A 19728-nucleotide genomic window follows, 5' to 3' on the forward strand; every position below is an offset into this window, starting at 1 on the left:
CTATTTATTCAATTCTTCTTCTAAGAGGTTTTTAACAAGATCTAAACTCGCCCTTCCCTTTGTCTCTTTCATTACTTGACCTACTAAAAAGTTTATCACATTCTTTTTTCCTTTTCTATAATCTGATACAGCTTTTTCATTATTCTCAATCACCTTTTTAACTACATCTTTAATCATGTCTATATCACTTAAAGTCTTCAAGCCTTCCCTTTCTACAATTTTATCTGGGCTTTCTTTAGTTTCTAAATATTTTCTCAAGATTTCTTTTCCAACCGCCCTTGTTATCTCATTCTTGTCTACCATTAAAATAATCTTTATAAATTCCTCTGGCTCAATCTGTAAGTCTTTAAAGTTTAATTTTTGATCATTTAAATAACTCATAAGCTCAACAGTTATCCAATTACTTAAATTTTTTGCATTACTGTATAATTTAAGACATTTATCAAAAAAGTCACAAAGCTCCTTCTCTGATGTTATAATCTCTGCCTCCTGTGGGGTTAAAGAGAGAGTTCTTTGAAGGTATAACTTTCTTTCCAAAGGAAGGGGCGTAATACTCCTTTTTATATTCTCCAAAATCTCATTAGAGATTATCAAAGGAGGAATATCGGGCTCTGGAAAATATCTGTAATCTTCTGCCTCTTCCTTTCCCCTTAATGTAACAGTTATCTGTCTTTTTTCATCCCAGTGCCTTGTTTCTTGAACAACTTCTTTCCCCTCTTTTAACAAATTTATCTGTCTTTCTATCTCATATTCTAAAGCCTTTTCCAAAGAATAAAAGGAATTGACATTTTTAATTTCAGTCCTTGTACCTAAAACTCCTTTTTCAACCATAATGGATATATTTGCATCACATCTTAATGAACCCTTTTCCATATCTCCACTACTTACCTCTAAGTATCTCAGAATATTTCTAAGTTCTTGTAGAAATAATCTTGCTTCTTTTGCAGAATGAATATCTGGCTCTGTTACTATCTCCATTAATGGGATTCCACAACGATTTAAATCAACAAGACTATACTCCGCCTCTGCTAATCTATCTCCTTCACCTACATGAAGAAGCTTTCCAGTATCTTCTTCTAAATGAATCCTCTTTAACCTTACTCTCTTAATCTCCCCATCCATTTCAAATTCCACATATCCTCGCCTTGCTAAGGGAAGGTCATACTGGGAGATTTGATATCCCTTTGGTAGATCTGGATAAAAATAGTTTTTTCTATCAAATTTTGAAAAGGGTGCAATCTCACAATTTAGAGCAAGGGCAGTCTTTAAAACAAGCTCTACTGCCTTTTTATTGACTACGGGAAGAACTCCTGGCATTCCCATACAAACAGGACAGACTAATGTATTTGGAGGAGCATTCTCATGATCGGTACTACAAGAACAAAACATCTTTGATTTAGTTAAAAGTTGAGCATGGACTTCTAATCCAATAACCGGAAGATACATTATCTCATCTCCAAAATATTAGGATATTTTTCGGAAAAATCCATTAATCTTTGAAAAGCATAGGATATTTGTAAAAGTTTATCTTCAGAAAAGAAAGGACCCATAAATTGAAGTCCTACTGGCAAATTATCTTTAAATCCTGCAGGCACAGAGATTGCTGGAATTCCTGCAAGATTTACAGGAATAGTCATTATATCCGAAAGATACATCTGCAATGGATCTGTCAATCTCTCTCCTAATTTGAAGGGTAATGTTGGGCTTGTGGGAGAAATTATGATATCAACCTTTTTAAAGGCGGATTCAAACTCCTGACGAATAAGAGTTCTTACTTTTGTTGCTTTGAGATAATAGGCATCGTAATAACCTGCAGATAAGGCATAAGTCCCAAGAATAATTCTTCTCTTTACTTCACTTCCAAATCCCTCTCCCCTTGAAACTTTATAAAGAGATATTAAATCTTTTTGATCTTTACTCCTATATCCATAATGTATACCATCATATCTTGCAAGATTTGAGCTTGCCTCAGAGGTTGCAATTAGATAATATGTCGGCAATGCATACTCAACAGTTGGAAGAGAAATTTCTATTAATTCTGTCCCCATATCCTTTAGTACCCTTAGAGCTTCCTCTAAAACATTCAATACATCGCTTTCTACTCCCTTTTCCCACATTTCCTTTGGAACACCAATCTTCCAGCCTTTTACACTTTTTCCAAGGGAGTTCAAATAATTAGGTAAAGGATACGGAGAAGATGTTGAATCCTTTGGATCATGTCCTGCAATTACCTGAAGAATTAAAGCTAAATCTTCAACCTTTCTTGCAAAAGGACCAATCTGATCCAAAGAGGAAGCAAAGGCAACGAGTCCATATCTTGAAACTAAACCATAAGTTGGTTTTAGCCCTAATACTCCATTAAAGCTTGCTGGCTGTCTAATAGACCCTCCAGTGTCAGATCCCAAGGATAATAATGCTTCTCCTGTTGCAACTACTACAGCGGACCCTCCAGAAGACCCTCCAGGTACCCTCGTAAGATCCCATGGGTTTTTTGTGGGACCAAAAGCGGAATTTTCTGTGGATGAACCCATAGCAAATTCATCGAGATTTGTTTTTCCTATTATTATTGCACCTTTTTCCTTTAATCTTCTTACAACTTCTGCATCAAAAGGTGGTATAAAATTAGAAAGTATTTTTGATGCACACGTAGTCCTAAGATCTTTTGTTAATATATTATCTTTTATCGCAACAGGGATACCGTAAAGTAAATGTTCATCATTAAATTCAGTATTTTCTAATCTATTTACTTCCTTCTCTATATAATCAGAATTCACAGTAAGAAAAGCATGAACGTACGGTTCCCAACTTTCTATAGTTTTTAGGTAATACTCAACTACTTCCCTAATGCTTATCTCTTTCTTTTTATATAAATCTTGTAATTCCCTTATACTCTTAAACTTAATTTCTTTACTCATACTTTTTCCACTTTACTCTTCATTTTTTACAATTTTAGGCACCTTAAAGCATTCATTCTCAACCTCTGGAGCATTTAAAAGGATTAATTCTCTATCCATACTTTCTTTTACTTCATCATCTCTCCAAATATTATTAAGTGGTAAAACGTGAGCCATCGGCTCTACTTGAGAAGTATCTAACTCTTGTAGCTTTTGAAAATAATTCAATATTTCCTCCAATTGTTTAGAATAAATCTCTTCCTCTTCAGGAGTTAGAGCCAATCTCGCAAGATGAGCAGTTTTTCTCAATTGTTCAAGAAAACTTTTCATATTCATATTAGTATAAATGACAGGCGGTATAGTGTCCTGGTTGGACCTCCTTTAGTGTAGGCTCAACTTTCGAGCATATATCCATGGCATAAGGACATCTGGGATGAAATCTACATCCAGATGGTGGATTGACTGGGCTTGGAACATCACCTGTTAATATCACTCTCTTTCTTCTCTGGGCTACTTCAGGATCCGGAATTGGAACAGCGGAAAGCAAAGCCTGAGTATATGGATGAAGAGGATTATTGTATAAGTCTTCGTTGTTTGATATCTCCACTAATTTTCCTAAATACATAACTAAAATTCTATCGCATATATGCCTTATAACACTTAGATCATGAGAAATAAAAAGATATGTAAGTCCAAATTCTTTTTGTAAATCTTGCATTAGATTAATAATTTGAGCTCTAACAGATACATCAAGGGCGGAGGTTGGCTCATCCGCCACAATAAATTTTGGATTTAAGGCTAAAGCTCTTGCAATTCCTATCCTTTGCCTTTGTCCACCACTAAATTCATGAGGATAGCGGTTTGCATGATAAGGGGCTAAACCAACCAATTCTAATAATTCCTGAACTCTTTTTTCCTTTTCTTTATTGTTTTTTACAATTTTATGTACAACTAAGGGCTCTCCTATTATTTCGCTTACAGTCATCCTTGGATTTAGAGCGGAATATGGGTCCTGAAATATGATCTGCATATCTTTTCTTAATTTACGAAGGTCCTCTTGAGGTATGCTGGCAATATCCTGTCCCTCAAAGATTATCTTTCCATCAGTTGGTTCTAAAAGCCTTATTATCACTCTTGCTACTGTAGATTTACCACATCCAGACTCTCCAACAAGTCCTACAGTTTCTCCCTTTTTAATATAAAAGGATACATCATCTACCGCTTTAACATCACCAACATGCTTTGAAAATATTATTCCTCTTTTTATAGGGAAATATTTTTTTAAGTTTTTGACTTCTAATAGAATACTATCAGTATAATTATTCATTCTTTACCTCCTAATTTCCCTTGCATGAATACATCTTACATAATGACCCTTTTCTATTTCTACAAGATCTGGAATTTGCTCTAAGCATTCCTTTGTTCTGTAGGGACATCTTTCTGCATAGTAACAATAATTTGGTAATGCTATTAGGTCAGGAGGTTGACCTTCTATGGCATTGAGCCTTTCCTTTCTTATATCAAGACGTGGTACAGAATCTAAAAGCCCCATCGTATATGGATGGGCTGGATGCTTAAATATTGTATGTATATCTGCATACTCAACAACTTTTCCAGCATACATTACTAATATATTATCACAAGATTCAGCTGCAATTCCCATATCGTGGGTTATAAGAATGGTTGACATGTTGAATTCCTTTTTCAATTGCTTTATAAGTTCTAAAATCTGAGCTTGAATTGTAACATCAAGAGCTGTTGTGGGCTCGTCTGCAATCAGTATAGAAGGATTACAAGAAAGTGCCATAGCAATCATAACCCTCTGGCGCATTCCTCCACTGAATTGATGTGGATAATCATTTATCCTTTTATTAGCTTCTGGTATTCTTACCAATTCCAACATCTCAATGGCTTTTTTCTTTGCGGTCCTTTTATCTAATCCTTGATGAAGTACAATAGCTTCAATGATTTGATCTCCAATTGTAAAAACCGGATTTAAAGAAGTCATGGGGTCTTGGAATATCATTGATATTTTATTGCCACGAATCTGCCTCATCTCTTCCTCTGACCTTTTCAATAAATCTTCTCCCTGAAAAAGGATCTCTCCACCTACAATTTTCCCTGGTGGAGTCTGTATTAATCTCATAATAGAAAGGGCTGTAACACTCTTACCACATCCAGACTCTCCCAAAATTCCTAAGGACTCTCCTGGAGATAATTTAAAGCTTACATCATCAACTGCCTTAACAATACCTTCATCGGTAAAAAAGTAAGTAGAAAGATTTTTAACTTCCAATAAAACATCGTCCTTTGCCAATTTACAGTCCTCCCTTATAAATAAAATAAAGGTTGAGGGTTTTTCCTCAACCATATTATTTTCTGGTGCCGAGGCCGGGATTTGAACCCGGACGGGTTTTCACCCATAGCACCCTCAATGCTACGTGTCTGCCAAATTCCACCACCTCGGCAATTCATAATTGATTATAAAATCTATTTGAAAATTGTCAAGATTTTGAAGTTCTTTTTGTAGACTTTTCTAAAGTGGGAGGAGTCTCTTCCTTTTTCTCAATAGAGATATTATCTTCAAATCCCCATATTTTTCTTATTTCTCTTTCTATCTCATCTGCAATCTCAGGATGCTCTTTTAGGTAATTTTTAGCATTTTCTCTCCCCTGTCCAAGGCGTATATCTTTATAAATAAACCAGGTTCCGCTTTTTTCAATAATATTTGTCTCAACACCTGTATCTAAAATACAGCCTTCCCTTGAAATTCCCTCTCCATAAATAAGCTCAAACTCTCCTTCTTTAAAGGGAGGTGCGACTTTATTTTTCACTACTTTTATTTTAACCTTTGTACCTGTTACCTCTGATCCTTCTTTCATTGTCTCAGATTTCTTTACCTCAATTCTTACAGAAGCGTAAAATTTTAAAGCTCTACCACCAGGAGTTGTCTCAGGATTCCCAAAAAATACTCCTACCTTTTCCCTCAATTGATTAATAAAGATAGCAACTGTTTGAGATTTACTAATTACTCCTGTTAGCTTCCTTAAAGCTTGAGACATTAAACGAGCTTGTAAACCTATATAGGCATCTCCCATTTCACCTTCTAATTCTGCTCTTGGAACTAATGCAGCAACAGAGTCTATAACTATTACATCCACAGCTCCACTTCTCACAAGAATTTCTGCTATCTCTAAGGCTTGCTCACCAGTATCTGGTTGGGAGATGAGAAGATTATCTAAATTTACGCCTAATTTTTTAGCATAATTTGGATCCAAAGCATGTTCTGCATCAATAAAAGCTGCAACTCCCCCTAACTTTTGCGCAGATGCTATAATTTGCAATGCAACAGTAGTTTTTCCAGAACCTTCTGGTCCATAAAGCTCAATAATCCTTCCTCTTGGCACTCCTCCAACTCCTAAGGCATAGTCTAAGGTAAGGATTCCGGTAGGAATCACTGCTACTTGGAAGCGTTCTGTGCTTCCTAACCGCATTATAGCACCTTTACCAAACTGTTTCTCTATTTGGGAAATTGCAGACTCTAAATTTTTCTCCCTCTCCATTTTATATTCTCCTTATCTATTTTTCTAAAATAAGTTTAACAGCTTACAATTAATTTTGTCAATTTTTATTTTTAAACCATTCTACTTTATGTTCTTTCCCTTGAATCAACCTCTTTATATTAGGTATGTGACGAAATATAACAAAAATTGATGCAAATAAGACTACTATAAAGTACTCAATAGATGGCTTTTCAAAAATGGAAAGAAGAAAAGGATATATTATTGCTGAGATAATAGAACCCACAGATTTATATTTTGTTAAATAAACAATGGTAAAGGCTATAACTAAACATAAGAGAGTTGTTTTTGGAAATAACCAAAATAGAATACCTCCACTTACACCTACACTCCTTCCCCCTCTAAAATTTGCAAAAATAGGGCAAGAGTGTCCAACAATTGCGGAAATACAAGCAAGAATAATAAATACATTATTATTTTGCAGAAAGTATTGGGCTAAAGAAACAGTTAAAATACCTTTACCTACATCCATTATAGCGGTTATTAATGCTGGAATAGGACCTAAAACTCTCAATACATTTGTTGCCCCAAGATTTCCACTTCCATAATTTCTTATGTCAATATTCTTCCACAACTTACCAACAATTAGAGCGCTTGGAATTGAACCCAAAAGGTAACCAGCGATAATCATTAAAATTCCCTTTATCATTCTCTCCCTCTCACTTCAAATTTTAATGGGGTTCCTACAAAAGAAAACTTCCCTCTAATTTTATTCTCTAAAAAATTTATTACATTTTCTTTTACAAGTTCTGGATCATTTACAAAGATTACAAACTTTGGTGGAGATACATCTACCTGCGTAATATAGTAGATTTTTAATAGTTTTCCTTTTCTACTAAAGTTTACTTTATCTAAAATCTCTCTTAAAAATTGGTTCAAGGTAGAGGTTTGTACTCTCATATTCCTAACCTCATATAGTTTATCAACCCACGGGATAATCTTTTTCACATTATAGTTTCTTATAGCGGAGGTAAATATATATGGGAAATAATCAAAAGGAGTTAATTGAGTTTTTAATAACTTTTCTAATTCCCTCCTTTCTTGAAGAGATGGAATAAGGTCTGTTTTATTAAAAATTATTAGGCAAGATTTTCCTTGTTCCTCTATATAATGCAATATTCTTTTTTCTTGTTCTCTAATACCAATTGAAAGATCAATAACCATAAGAGCGATATCTATTTTTTTTATTGTTTGTAAAGTCTTTCTGACAGAAAGTTCTTCAAGCCCCTCCTCAACTCTTGCAGGTCTTCTTAATCCAGGAGTATCAACAATAAGATAATTTTTGCTATTATAATTCCATAAAATATCAACAGCATCACGAGTAGTGCCTGGTATCTCACTTACTATGCTTCTTTCCATACCAATAAGTGCATTAAGGAGAGACGATTTTCCACTATTTGGTCTTCCCACAAAGGCAAATTTAATAATTTTTTCCTCTTCTTTGTAAGTGTAAGTATTAGGAATATACTCTAAGATCTTCGCTAAAAGCTCATCTATATTTTCTTTGTGTAATGCAGATATTGGTATGATGGTGTCAAAACCAAGAGATGTAAATTCAGCAATTTTATCCTCCCTATCTATTTTGCCTTCCATTTTATTAACAACTAAGATAACTTTTTTATTTGTTTTTCTTAAAATATCAACAAATTCATAATCTAAGCTGGTTAATCCTTCCTTACCATCCACAATAAATAAAAGTAGATCACTTGATTCTATTACATTCATTATTCTCTCATGAATTATATCTTGTAGGGAATCAGATATGCCCCATCCTGCGGAATCTACGAGATAGAATGTTTTTCCTTCATATTCACATAAATGTACCAATGGATCTCGGGTAACTCCTGGGATATCTGCAGTTATAGCCTTCTTCTCCCCAGAGAGTCTATTAAATAGTGTGGATTTTCCAACATTTGGTCTTCCCAATATGCTTACAAGGGGTATATCCTTATTTAACGATAAGAAATCTCTAAAGGATACCATTCTCTCAACCTTTCTATTACCTCTTTTATAATATCATCAGGAGTCGAAGTACCACTTATTATACCAACAACTTTGTTATTATCAAACCAATCCTTTCTCAATTCTTCTACATTTTCTATATGATAAGTAGTGGTATTTTTAGAAGAAATTTGAAAAAGACGTTTCGTATTTGCACTATTTTTTCCACCTAAAACCAGCATGACATGCACTTCTTTGGAAATTTCCTCCGCCTTTTTCTGTCTTTCTTCCACCTCAGGACATATAGTATTAAAAATTCTTATTTCCTTTGGAAAATCTAAAATATAATATATCAATTCTTTCACTTCTTCCCAATTTTGAGTAGTCTGTGAAACAATTCCAACCCTTCTTAAATTTTTAACAATATCAAGATCATCTTTATTTTGTACCACAAAGCCATTTCCTTTAGCATAACTTAATATACCTTTCACTTCTGGGTGCTTTTTTTCCCCAATAATAATTACACTATATTTATTATTAACCAAAAATTCCACTATCTTTTGGACCTTTTTAACTAATGGACAAGTTGCGTCAAATATTTCATTTCCTAAACTCTTATACTCCTCAACCTCATACCAAGGAAGGCCATGAGCTCTAATAAGTAATGTTTTATTTTTTGGCTTCTCCTGAGAACTCCAAAGTTTAATATTTTCCCTTTCAAGTTCCTCAATTACTTTTGGATTATGCACTAATGCACCTAAGGTATAAACCTCATCTCTATTCTTCTTTATATCTAAAGCTAAATTTATAGATCGCCTAACACCAGAGCAAAATCCAAACGGTTTAATTACATAAACAATCATGATATTAAGTTTGAAATAGCTTCTTTAATCTTATTATTTAACTTAATTATATCATCCTTTGTTGGTTTTAATATCTTATCAACTTTAATGGGTTTACCAATTTTAACTAAAACTTTGTAGTTCAAATTTGGCAAAATTTTACCTCTTTTCCAAACCTTATCCGTACCTATGATCCCCATAGGAACAATAGTAAGACCATATTGCATGGCAAGAACAGATGCACCTGCCTTAAGAGGAAGAAGTCCTTTCTCGGGATTTTCATTTCTTGTCCCTTCAGGGAAAATTACCAAGATATTTTTATCTTCTATTAATCTTTTTATTCTTTTCCAAGAGTCCTTTTTAAAATCTTTTCTATCTACATCAATACCTCCAAGCCACCTAATAAGTGGCCTTGTAAGAGGAAATTTAAAAATTTCCTGTTTAGCTAAATAATAAAGCCTAAAATCATAAATAGCACCTATAATAAATGGATCTAATAGACTTAGATGGTTTGCTACTATTAAATACGGTGGATCAGGTAGGTTTTCTATATTTTTTACTTCATATTTCCATATCAACTTCAACAAAAATCTTACAGTTCTTGCTATAAGTCTATAAAAAAACTTAGATACTCTATCTTTCATTTTTCCATCACCAGAAGTGTATTTATTGTTTCCATCAATCGTCTTGTGAATTCTTCCTCCTCTATCTTACTTCTCCCATAGGAGTAATACATGGGCTCTCCAAAAACCACTTTAATTTTTCCTCTCATTTTAGGTATCCTTCTTTCGGGAGGCCATATCTTATCTGCACCAACTATGGCAGTTGGTATAATAGGGGCATTTGTTTTTGAGGCAAAGTAAGCTACTCCTCTCTTTGCTGATTCTATTTTTTTGTGACTTCCAATGCGAGTACCCTCAGGAAATATTAAGAGCAGATTTCCATTTTTTAAAATCTCAAGGGCAGTTTTTATAGTAGATTTATCTGGATGCTCTCTATCTACAGGAATTCCCCCTAAATATCTTGCAAACCTTCCAAATATGGGATACTTAAACCTTTCTATTTTTCCCAAGGCTTTTATAGGGCGTGGAATAGCTGAAGCAATAACAATAACATCTAAGCTACTTCTATGATTTGGAGCAATAATAGCTGGACCTTCCTTAGGAATATTCTCAATTCCCTTTATCTCAAACTTATAGAATATCCTGAGGAGTATTCTAAATATGGTAGCTAATTCTTTATATACAAATATTTGAAAACTATACTTCTTCTTTCTCATAAGGAATTCCATCTGCCGCTGGAGGAATAGCTCTTCCTACTGCTCCTGCAAGTACCAACATTGTTAAGACGTATGGTATCATTTGAATAAATTGGGTGGGAATTCCTACACCTTCTATTCTCATTCTTACAGCCTCAGCTAAACCAAAAAGAAAACATGCAAAAAGGGAACCAAAAGGAGTCCATTTACCAAAAATCATGGCAGCTAATGCAATATAACCTCTTCCAACAGTCATTGTCTCCACAAAGACTCTTGCATGTTCTAAGGATAAGAAAGCCCCACCTAAACCACCTAAAAATCCACTTATCAGTACTCCAATATATCTATATAGATAAACATTTACTCCTAAGGTATCTGCAGCTTGGGGATTTTCTCCAACTGATCTTAATCTTAAACCAAAAACGGTTTTGAAAAGTATGAAGTGTGATAATATTACAAACAAGAACATAATTACTATCAAAGGAGAAAGATCGGAAAAGATTTTTCCAATCCCAGGAATGGAAGAAAGAATAGGAATAGACCATGGTTTAAGCCCTTCTAAATGGGGAGAAGATCCAGCAGCCTTAAATATCAACCTTGAAAGGAAGGTTGTTCCTCCTGTTGCTAACATATTTAATGCAACTCCACTTATTATCTGGTTCACTCTAAAATTAATAGAAACTATTGCATGGATAAGAGAAAATAAAACTCCTGAGATACCAGCCATAAATATTGCAAACCATGGATTATTAAAAAAGTAGACGAAAACTGCTGCAGAAAAGGCACCAACAAGCATTATTCCTTCCAAAGCTATATTAACAACACCACTCCTCTCAGAATAGACACCACCTAAGGAGGCAAAGGCAAGTGGTGTTGTCATTCTTATTGCTGAAGCAATTGTTTCCCAGGAAAAGATGGACATCAACATTTTATTTCTTCCTCCTTCTTTTAATAAATCTTGATAATACTTCATTCCCTACAGCAACTGTAATTATTATAATGGCTTGAAGAATTGAGATTATTTCCCTGGGGATATGAGTAAATACATCCATACCAATCGCCATTCTATCTAAAGCACCGAATAAAAGAGCAGAGAAAAATATTCCCACAGGATGGTTTTTACCTAATAAAGCAACAGCAATTCCAGTAAATCCAATACCATGGGTAAAGTTATCCAAAAATCTATGTCTATACCCCAATACATCGTTAATACTTGTTAATCCTGCTATTGCTCCACTTAGTAGCATTGTCAATAAAATGGTTCTTGATATCACAATTCCTCCATTTTCAGCTGCAAGTGGATTGCTTCCAATAGCTCTTATCTCGTAGCCTAATCTGGTTCTCCATAATAAAAGATATACAAGAATCAACATTAAGATGCTTATAAGCAAAGATGCATTTAAAGGATTACTTTCTGGTATATTTATACCAATACTTTGGAAAAGTACACCTAATCTTGGAAGGGTAGCTGAAGGGGGAAGTTCAGATGTTTGAGGCAGAGGATATCTTACCCCTGTCTCCCTTACCACATTAATTACTAAATAATTAGTTAATGCATAGGCTATCCAGTTCATCATAATTGTATTTATAACTTCATGCACGCCTAATTTTGCTCTTAATATTCCTGGAATAAAAGCCCAGATCATTCCTCCAATTGCAGCAAATAATAAAACTATTGGTAAATGAATAAACCAAGGCATCTTTGGTAGATAGAGCCCTACAACAGCGGACAACATTCCTCCAACTAAAATTTGTCCTTCAACTCCAATATTAAACAATCCACCCTTAAAAGCTACTGCAACAGCAAGTCCAGCAAGAATTAAAGAGGTAGCATTAAAAAGAACATATCCCCATCCTACAGGATTTCCCAATGCAAAACCTATAACCTCTGGATATATTTTTAAAGGATTAAATCCTAATGCTAAAATTACAAACCCCCCTAAAATTAAAGCTAATATAATTGAAATTGCTGGACTTAAAATATTCCAAAGTAAATCTTTAAGAAAAGATCCTACTCTCAACTTAAAGCCTCCTTTGCCAATTCTTTTCTCTTTACTCCCATCATATAATAACCTATCTCTTTTTCATCAGTTTCTTTTGTGTAAAAGGCTCCAACAATCTCACCATTGTACATAACAAGAATCCTATCGCTAAGATTAAATATTTCATCTAAATCGGAAGAAATAAGCAGGATAGCTTTTCCTTGATCTCTTAATCTGGCAAGCAATGAATGAACAAACTCAGTAGCACCAATATCCAATCCTCTTGTAGGCTGTGCAGCAATTAGTAAATAAGGTGAAGTACTCATTTCTCGACCTGCTACAATTTTTTGTTGGTTTCCACCTGATAAATTCCTAATAGGTATTTTTAAATTAGGGGTTGCAACATTGTATTCCTTTACTATGCTATCCGCATGATCAAAAATTTTTTTGTAATCTAAAAGCAATCCTTTAGAAAATTTCGGTAAATGATGAAGACCTAATATACAATTTTCTGCTACCGAAAAATCAAGAATTAATCCCCTCTTATGTCTATCCTCAGGTATATGACCAAGAATTGCTCTCCTCTCTAAAACAGAACTTTTTGTAAAATCCTTTCCCTTAATTAAAATTTTACCTTTTTCAACAGGTAATAAACCAACAATAGCCTCAATTAATTCTGTTTGTCCATTTCCTTCTACCCCAGCGATTCCAACAATCTCCCCTTCTCTAACATTAAAACTTACATTCTTTACAGCTAAAAGCCCTCTTCTGCTTTTTACAGATAGGTTTTCTACCCTTAAGATTTCGCTTCCGGGATTATATGGTCCCTTGCTCGTCTGCAAAAAGATTTCCCTACCAACCATTAATTGAGCTAATTCCTGTTTATTTGTATCTTTTGTATTCAATGTTTTTACTACTTTTCCTCTACGCATTACTGTTACTCTATGGGAAATTTCAAGCACTTCATTTAATTTATGAGAAATGAAAATTATTGTTTTTCCTTGCTCGTTTAGTTTTCTAAGATTATAAAAAAGCTCCTCTACCTCTTGAGGAGCAAGTACAGCTGTAGGCTCATCAAGAATCAAAATGTCCGCTCCTCTATAGAGAAGCTTTAAAATTTCAACTCTCTGGGCTTGCCCCACAGACAGATTTTCAACTTTTTCATTAGGATCAATCTTAAATCCAATGCTATTTGAAATTTCATTTATCTTCTCAATAGCCTTCTTATAATCTAAAGTAATATTATTTTTAGGTTCTGCTCCAAGAATAATATTCTCAGCAACAGTAAAATTAGGTATAAGCATAAAATGTTGATGCACCATTCCAATTCCAAGAGAAATTGCAATCCTTGGCTCATTTATTTGAACTTGTTTCCCTTTTACAAATATTTTTCCTCTATCAGGTCTATATAGACCATAGAGTATTTTCATTAGTGTAGATTTACCAGCTCCATTTTCACCAACAATTGCATGGATCTCTTTGTTATAAATAGATAAGCTAACATGATCATTCGCTATAACTCCAGGAAAGGTTTTTACTATTTCTTCCATTCTAATTATCTCTTCCACTTTCTATCCTCCCCAAATAAAGTTCCCCCTGCCTTTTTAGACAGGGGGAACTTTATAATTTTTTACTTCTTCAAATATTTTGCCTTAAACTCTTCAAAAGTCTTATCATCGTATGGAACAACAATCTTTCCTGCAATGATAGAAGATTTAAGAGCATCAACTCTACCCTTTACATTACTTGGGATTAATGGTTTTGTATATTCATCATACTCGTAGTCCACACCTTTATTAGCTAATCCAAAATACTTTCTTCCGCCTTTGAACTTTCCTTCTACAACATCCTTAATTGTTAAGAATACTGCTTCGTCCACTCTCTTTAACATACTTGTAATAATTCTTCCAGGAGCTATCCAGGCTTGAGGAGAATCTACTCCAATAGCATATTTTCCAGTTTCTTTTGCTGCTTCAAATACTCCTTCTCCTGATGCGCCAGATGCATGATAAATTATGTCTGCACCTTGTTTATATTGTGCTAAAGCAAGCTCTTTACCTTTTACTGGATCCTTGAAGGCTTCTCCAGTAACACCTATGTAGTTAATTAGAACCTTTACTTTTGGATTTACATACATTGCACCAGCTTTATATCCTACTTCGAATTTATGAATTAATGGAATATCCATTCCTCCTACAAATCCTATGACATTTGTTTTAGTTAATAAGCCAGCAATTGCTCCAACTAAAAATGAGCCTTCATGCTCGTTGAATAACAGGGAAGCTACATTAGGAAGGTCTCCTACATCACCATCAACAATAGCAAATTTAACATTTGGAAATTCCTTAGCAGTCTTAATTATAGCATCAGTAAATAAGAATCCTACACCAACTACTAAATCATAGTTTTGCTCAGCTAATGTTCTCAATAACTCTTCTCTGTTTGCACCTCCAGGTCCTGGCTCCATATCTTTTCCTTCAACCTTTAGTAATTTAATTGCTTTCTGTAATCCTGCATAAGCAGCATCATTGAATGATTTATCTCCTCTTCCCCCAACATCATAAACTATTCCAATCCTAACCTTCTTTTGAGCATAAGTGGGAGATAAAGCTAAAATTACTAAGGATAAAATTAATATAGCAATCAAGCAACGACGCATATTAACACCTCCTAAGAAATAATTAATAATTATTGATAGCAAAGATTTTTTAAGATAGATTTTTTAATTTTTTATATCACCTCCTTTTAACACTTTCTTAGGTTTTCCTTCTCCTTGTGATGCTACATATCCTTTTTCCTCTAATATATCTAAAATTCGTGCTGCTCTATTATAACCTATTCTAAATCTTCTTTGAATATATGAAGTTGATATTATTTTTCTACCTTCTAATAGTTCAATTACTTGAGGAAGAAGAGGATCTTCTGAAAGATCATCAATTTTTTCTTCCTCTTTCTTGGTAACATCTAAGTTTAATGATGAATCAAGCCCAGAATAAATATCTGATAAATAGTTAACAACTTTTTTTATTTCCATTTCTTCTATAAAGGGAGCCTGCAATCTTATAGGTGTAGTACTCATTATAGGAAGGTATAACATATCTCCCTTTCCTAATAATTTTTCAGCCCCATTATCATCTATAATTATTCTGGAGTCAACCTGAGATGATACAGCAAAAGCTATTCTGGATGGAATATTTGCTTTAATTAATCCAGTTATAACATCTACAGATGGTCTTTGCGTAGCAACAACCAAATGAATCCCACCTGCTCTTGCCTTTTGAGCTAATCTGCATATCATATCTTCTATTTCTTTGGGCGCAACCATCATTAAATCATTCAATTCGTCTATTATTATCACTACATATGGCAAATTTTCTCTTGTTTTATTAAGCCCTTTATTGTTATATTCATCAATATTTCGTACCTCTTCTTCTGCAAAGATTTTATATCTTCTCTCCATCTCATATATCGCCCATTTCAAAACTGAAGAAGCCTCACTGTATTCTGTTATTACTGGATACCATAAATACTTTTTATAAAGTCTGTTATACATGGATAGTTCAACTCTTTTTGGGTCTATCATTAAAAATTTCAAATTATAGGGCTCATGCTTATAAAGAAGACTAATTATCAATGTATTTATAAACATGCTCTTACCAGAGCCTGTAGTTCCCGCAATTAAAAGATGAAGCATATCCGCCAAGTTTCCTACTTGAGGCTTTCCTGCCAAATCTTTACCTAAAGCAATAGGTAAAGAATAGTTTGTATTCTGAAAAGCTTTGCTTTCTAAAATCTCTCTCAAATATACTTTTGAAGGTTTTTTTCTTGGAACTTCAATTCCTACCAAAGATTTCCCAGGGACTGGGGTCTCAAACCTGATACTTGGAACTGCTAAAGCCAAAGCTAAATCATTAGATAAGCTTAATATTTTACTAACTCTAACTCCAGGAGCTATTGAGATATCAAATCTAATTACTGATGGACCTACGTGATACTCCTCAACCTTTGATTCTATTTTGAAATTTTTAAGAGTTTCCTCTATCTTTCTTGCCAACTTTTCCAAATCTTCCTCTTCATCTCTTGCACCTACATTAGGAGAGAGTAAATCCAAAGGTGGTGGAAAGGTTTTTTTAATTTGAACATCTGTTTTGTTAGTAGTAAATTGTAAATTAGCAGAATACGATTCCTCTTTTGTTTCCTGCTTTATAACTTTGGGTTTTCCTATCTCTCTTCTTACTTCTTTAGTTCTTTTTATTTTTTTAGGAATTTGGGCTCTTGAAAATAAAGAAAAATTATAGAGGCTAAGAAATAACAAGAATAAAGAGAGCAAGAGAATTCCAGAAACTCCCAAGTAGTTATAAAAGAATCTTTTTAGAAAAAGAGAGACAAATCCCCCAAATCTTTGTAAGTCATCTATAAAAAGAAAGAGGGAAACGAATAGAAATATACTGAAGAATAAAGAGGTAAGAGCTATAATATCCTTTCTTTTTACTTCCTTTTTAAAAAGATAGTAAACTATTATGCTTTCAAATAAAAGGAATACCAAATTATAAATGCCAAAAGTATTTTTAAGAAAAGATACCAAAACTCTCCCAAATTTTCCTCCCCCTTGAGGAAAAATCCAAGAAAGAATTACAAATAGATTAAAAAAAATTATTCCTATGCCTACAGCAATTCTTTCTGGCATATTATATTTCCCATAGTATGGGAATTAAAATTGGTTTTCTTCTAATTTCTTGATAGAAAAAGTTTTCTAACGTCTCTTTTAATAGAGTCTTTTTGTCTACTTTACTCTTATTATTTTTTGCAAGATCTTGGAAAAGTTTAATTACTTTTTGCCTTGCCATTTCGAATAGATCATCGGACTCTTTCTCAAAAACAAAACCTTTTGAGATAATTTCTGGTCCCTCTAATATTAACCCTGTACTTTGATCTAATAATAAAGATACTACCACAACACCATCTTCTGCAAGTTTTCTTCTCTCTTTTAGAACAATATTACCAACATCTCCAACTCCTAATCCATCCACATAAACATTGCCTGCATCCACTTTATCCACAATTGTCATTTTATCCCCAGTCAATTCAAGGACATATCCATTTTCTAATATCTTAATATTTTCTTGAGGATATCCTAAACTTTGAGCCAATTTTTTAAAAATTACCAAATGTCTATACTCTCCATGATATGGAATCAAGAACTTAGGCTTTAATATATTTATAAGCATTTTAATCTCCTCTTGTGCTGCGTGTCCTGATACATGAACCCCTGCGCTTTCTCCATATATTACCTCTAATCCCTTTCTAAATAGTTGATCTACAAGCCTTGAGACCATAACTTCATTTCCTGGAATAGGGGTTGTGGCTAAAACCACAGTATCTGTAGGGTTTAAAGCTAATTGCTTATAAGAATTATTAGTAAGAAGAACAAGGGCAGAGTAAGGCTCTCCTTGACTTCCTGTAGAAAGTACTAATACTTTTTCAGGAGACAAATGATTTACATCTCTTATGTTTATAATCATTTCATCAGGAAGATGAAGATAGCCAAGTTTTCTCGCTACCTCAATATTATTTATCAAACTTTTCCCTGCAATAGCAATTTTTCTATGATACTTCATTGCAACATCAATTGCTTGTTGTATTCTATGGAAATTAGATGCAAAAGTAACTAAAAATATCCTTCCTTTTGCTTGGCTAAATATGTTTTCAAAAGTTCCTTTAACAGTACTTTCAGAAGGAGTGATTCCTGCTTGCTCCACATTTGTTGTATCACATATTAAAGCTAAAACCCCTCTCCCTCTAAGCTCAGCAAGCTTTGAAAAATCTGTTGGCTTTCCATCAATAGGATTTTGGTCTAACTTAAAGTCACCACTTAAAACAATTAATCCAACCTCTGTTTCTATTGCATACCCCACTGAATCAGGTATGCTATGGGTCTGTCTAAAGGATTCTATAACAAATGAGCCTATTTTAAATCTCTCTCCTACCACTATACTATGCAGATTTGCCCTAATACTATATTCTTCCAATTTCCTTTCAACTAAGCCGAGAGTTAATGGTGTACCATAAACAGGCACATTCAAATCTTTTAAAATATAGGGAAGAGCTCCAATATGATCCTCATGTCCATGAGTTAATAATATACCTCTAACCTTTTCCTTCTGAGACAAAAGGTAAGAGATGTCAGGAATTACAAAATCTATCCCTAACATTTCATCAGTTGGAAACATTAATCCTGCATCAATAACTAAAATCTCATCATTCTGTTGAATGATGAGCATATTCTTTCCTATTTCCCCTAATCCACCTAAAGGAATTATTCTTATTTTGTTCTCATTTTTACTCATTTATGCTAAATCCAAACTCCTTTAATCTTTTTATAAGTTCTTGTCTATTCTTTTCATCAATTGGAGGTAATGGGAGACGACAATTTCCTACATTGTAGCCTAATAATTTTAAAGCTTCTTTTAAAGGAATGGGATTTGTCGTTAAAAATAGTGCCCTAAAAATTGGAAATAATTTTAGATGAATCTCATATGCTCTATTTACTTCTCCAGAGAAATATGCATTTATCATTTCCTTTATTTCTTTACCAACAATGTGGGATGCAACACTAACAACACCATCCCCTCCCACACTTAATAATGGTAAAGTTATAGAATCATCTCCACTATAAAGTAAAAAAGGTTTTGGTATTAGTCTTCTTATTTCTGATATCTGGTTTAAATCGCCACTTGCTTCCTTCACTCCAACTATATTTGAAAAATCTTTTGCCAATTTATATAAAGTTTCTGGAAGTATATTCACAGCAGTTCTTGATGGTATATTATAAATAATTATAGGAAGTGAAGTGGAGTCTGCAATTGCGCCAAAATGCTTATATAACCCATCTTGTGGGGGTTTATTATAATAAGGTGCTGTAGCTAAAATCCCATCTACTCCAATCTTTTCTGCCTCTTTTGTTAACTCAACAGACTCCTTTGTACAGTAGTTTGTGGTACCTGCTATAACTTTTACTCTTCCTTTTGCACAGAATTTAACTCTTTCATAAAGTTGAAGCTTTTCTTCCCTTGATAATGTGGGTGCTTCACCGGTAGTCCCAGTTACTAAAATACTGTCCGATCCATCATTTATTAATTTTTCAACTAATCTGTCAACCTCTTTCCAATTTATTTCACCATTTTCGTCAAAAGGGGTAACCATAGCTGTTATCAATCTTCCAAAAGACAT

At 33.8% G+C, this 19728-nt stretch carries 18 protein-coding genes and 1 tRNA gene; all 19 read right to left on the reverse strand.

Annotated features, from left to right (window positions below; genetic code table 11):
• Positions 1 to 1446, reverse strand: coding sequence for an Asp-tRNA(Asn)/Glu-tRNA(Gln) amidotransferase GatCAB subunit B (locus tag CBR30_01060; protein ID PMQ02274.1), 1446 nt, complete (start codon positions 1444 to 1446; stop codon positions 1 to 3).
• On the reverse strand, positions 1446 to 2915 hold the full coding sequence (locus tag CBR30_01065) for an Asp-tRNA(Asn)/Glu-tRNA(Gln) amidotransferase GatCAB subunit A (protein PMQ02275.1): 1470 nt from the start codon (positions 2913 to 2915) through the stop codon (positions 1446 to 1448). Before CBR30_01065 ends, CBR30_01060 begins: the two co-directional genes overlap by 1 nt.
• 12 nt (positions 2916 to 2927) lie before the next feature.
• A complete protein-coding gene (locus CBR30_01070) occupies positions 2928 to 3224 on the reverse strand; it encodes an Asp-tRNA(Asn)/Glu-tRNA(Gln) amidotransferase GatCAB subunit C (GenBank protein PMQ02542.1) in 297 nt (98 codons plus the stop codon).
• Positions 3225 to 3231: 7 nt separating this feature from the next.
• Positions 3232 to 4221: a peptide ABC transporter substrate-binding protein gene (locus CBR30_01075; GenBank protein PMQ02276.1), complete on the reverse strand. Its 990-nt coding sequence runs from the start codon at positions 4219 to 4221 to the stop codon at positions 3232 to 3234.
• 3 nt (positions 4222 to 4224) lie between these two features.
• Complete coding sequence (locus tag CBR30_01080; GenBank protein PMQ02277.1) at positions 4225 to 5265, reverse strand: peptide ABC transporter ATP-binding protein; 1041 nt, start codon at positions 5263 to 5265, stop codon at positions 4225 to 4227.
• Positions 5266 to 5274: 9 nt separating this feature from the next.
• Positions 5275 to 5362: transfer RNA gene (locus CBR30_01085), tRNA-Leu, on the reverse strand.
• Positions 5363 to 5398: 36 nt separating this feature from the next.
• Positions 5399 to 6457 carry a recombinase RecA gene (gene recA, locus CBR30_01090; GenBank protein ID PMQ02278.1) on the reverse strand — a complete coding sequence of 353 codons (1059 nt, stop codon included), beginning with the start codon at positions 6455 to 6457 and terminating at the stop codon, positions 5399 to 5401.
• Positions 6458 to 6515: 58 nt separating this feature from the next.
• Positions 6516 to 7124, reverse strand: coding sequence for an acyl-phosphate glycerol 3-phosphate acyltransferase (gene plsY / locus CBR30_01095; protein PMQ02279.1), 609 nt, complete (start codon positions 7122 to 7124; stop codon positions 6516 to 6518).
• A complete protein-coding gene (locus tag CBR30_01100; protein PMQ02280.1) occupies positions 7121 to 8458 on the reverse strand; it encodes a ribosome biogenesis GTPase Der in 1338 nt (445 codons plus the stop codon). The genes plsY and CBR30_01100 overlap by 4 nt, the downstream gene beginning before the upstream one ends.
• The gene (ispH, locus tag CBR30_01105) at positions 8428 to 9279 is read right to left on the reverse strand and encodes a 4-hydroxy-3-methylbut-2-enyl diphosphate reductase (GenBank protein PMQ02281.1); all 852 of its coding nucleotides are present in this window, start codon (positions 9277 to 9279) and stop codon (positions 8428 to 8430) included. The genes CBR30_01100 and ispH overlap by 31 nt, the downstream gene beginning before the upstream one ends.
• Positions 9276 to 9902, reverse strand: coding sequence for a 1-acyl-sn-glycerol-3-phosphate acyltransferase (locus CBR30_01110; protein PMQ02282.1), 627 nt, complete (start codon positions 9900 to 9902; stop codon positions 9276 to 9278). Before CBR30_01110 ends, ispH begins: the two co-directional genes overlap by 4 nt.
• Positions 9899 to 10537 (reverse strand): 1-acyl-sn-glycerol-3-phosphate acyltransferase, encoded by a 639-nt coding sequence (locus CBR30_01115; GenBank protein PMQ02544.1) that lies wholly within the window; start codon positions 10535 to 10537, stop codon positions 9899 to 9901. The genes CBR30_01110 and CBR30_01115 overlap by 4 nt, the downstream gene beginning before the upstream one ends.
• The gene (locus CBR30_01120; GenBank protein ID PMQ02543.1) at positions 10518 to 11444 is read right to left on the reverse strand and encodes a branched-chain amino acid ABC transporter permease; all 927 of its coding nucleotides are present in this window, start codon (positions 11442 to 11444) and stop codon (positions 10518 to 10520) included. Before CBR30_01120 ends, CBR30_01115 begins: the two co-directional genes overlap by 20 nt.
• Before the next feature lies 1 nt (position 11445).
• The gene (locus CBR30_01125) at positions 11446 to 12537 is read right to left on the reverse strand and encodes a sugar ABC transporter permease (protein ID PMQ02283.1); all 1092 of its coding nucleotides are present in this window, start codon (positions 12535 to 12537) and stop codon (positions 11446 to 11448) included.
• Positions 12534 to 14066, reverse strand: coding sequence for an ABC transporter ATP-binding protein (locus CBR30_01130; GenBank protein ID PMQ02284.1), 1533 nt, complete (start codon positions 14064 to 14066; stop codon positions 12534 to 12536). The genes CBR30_01125 and CBR30_01130 overlap by 4 nt, the downstream gene beginning before the upstream one ends.
• Positions 14067 to 14128: 62 nt before the next feature.
• Positions 14129 to 15157 (reverse strand): BMP family ABC transporter substrate-binding protein, encoded by a 1029-nt coding sequence (locus CBR30_01135; protein PMQ02285.1) that lies wholly within the window; start codon positions 15155 to 15157, stop codon positions 14129 to 14131.
• Positions 15158 to 15220: 63 nt separating this feature from the next.
• A complete protein-coding gene (locus CBR30_01140; GenBank protein ID PMQ02286.1) occupies positions 15221 to 17185 on the reverse strand; it encodes a cell division protein FtsK in 1965 nt (654 codons plus the stop codon).
• A gap of 1 nt (position 17186) precedes the next feature.
• Entirely contained in the window at positions 17187 to 18845 is a 1659-nt protein-coding gene (locus CBR30_01145) for a ribonuclease J (protein PMQ02287.1), read from the reverse strand.
• Positions 18838 to 19728: a 4-hydroxy-tetrahydrodipicolinate synthase gene (locus tag CBR30_01150; GenBank protein ID PMQ02288.1), complete on the reverse strand. Its 891-nt coding sequence runs from the start codon at positions 19726 to 19728 to the stop codon at positions 18838 to 18840. The genes CBR30_01145 and CBR30_01150 overlap by 8 nt, the downstream gene beginning before the upstream one ends.

Source organism: Dictyoglomus sp. NZ13-RE01 (genome assembly GCA_002878375.1).
GTDB lineage: Bacteria > Dictyoglomota > Dictyoglomia > Dictyoglomales > Dictyoglomaceae > NZ13-RE01.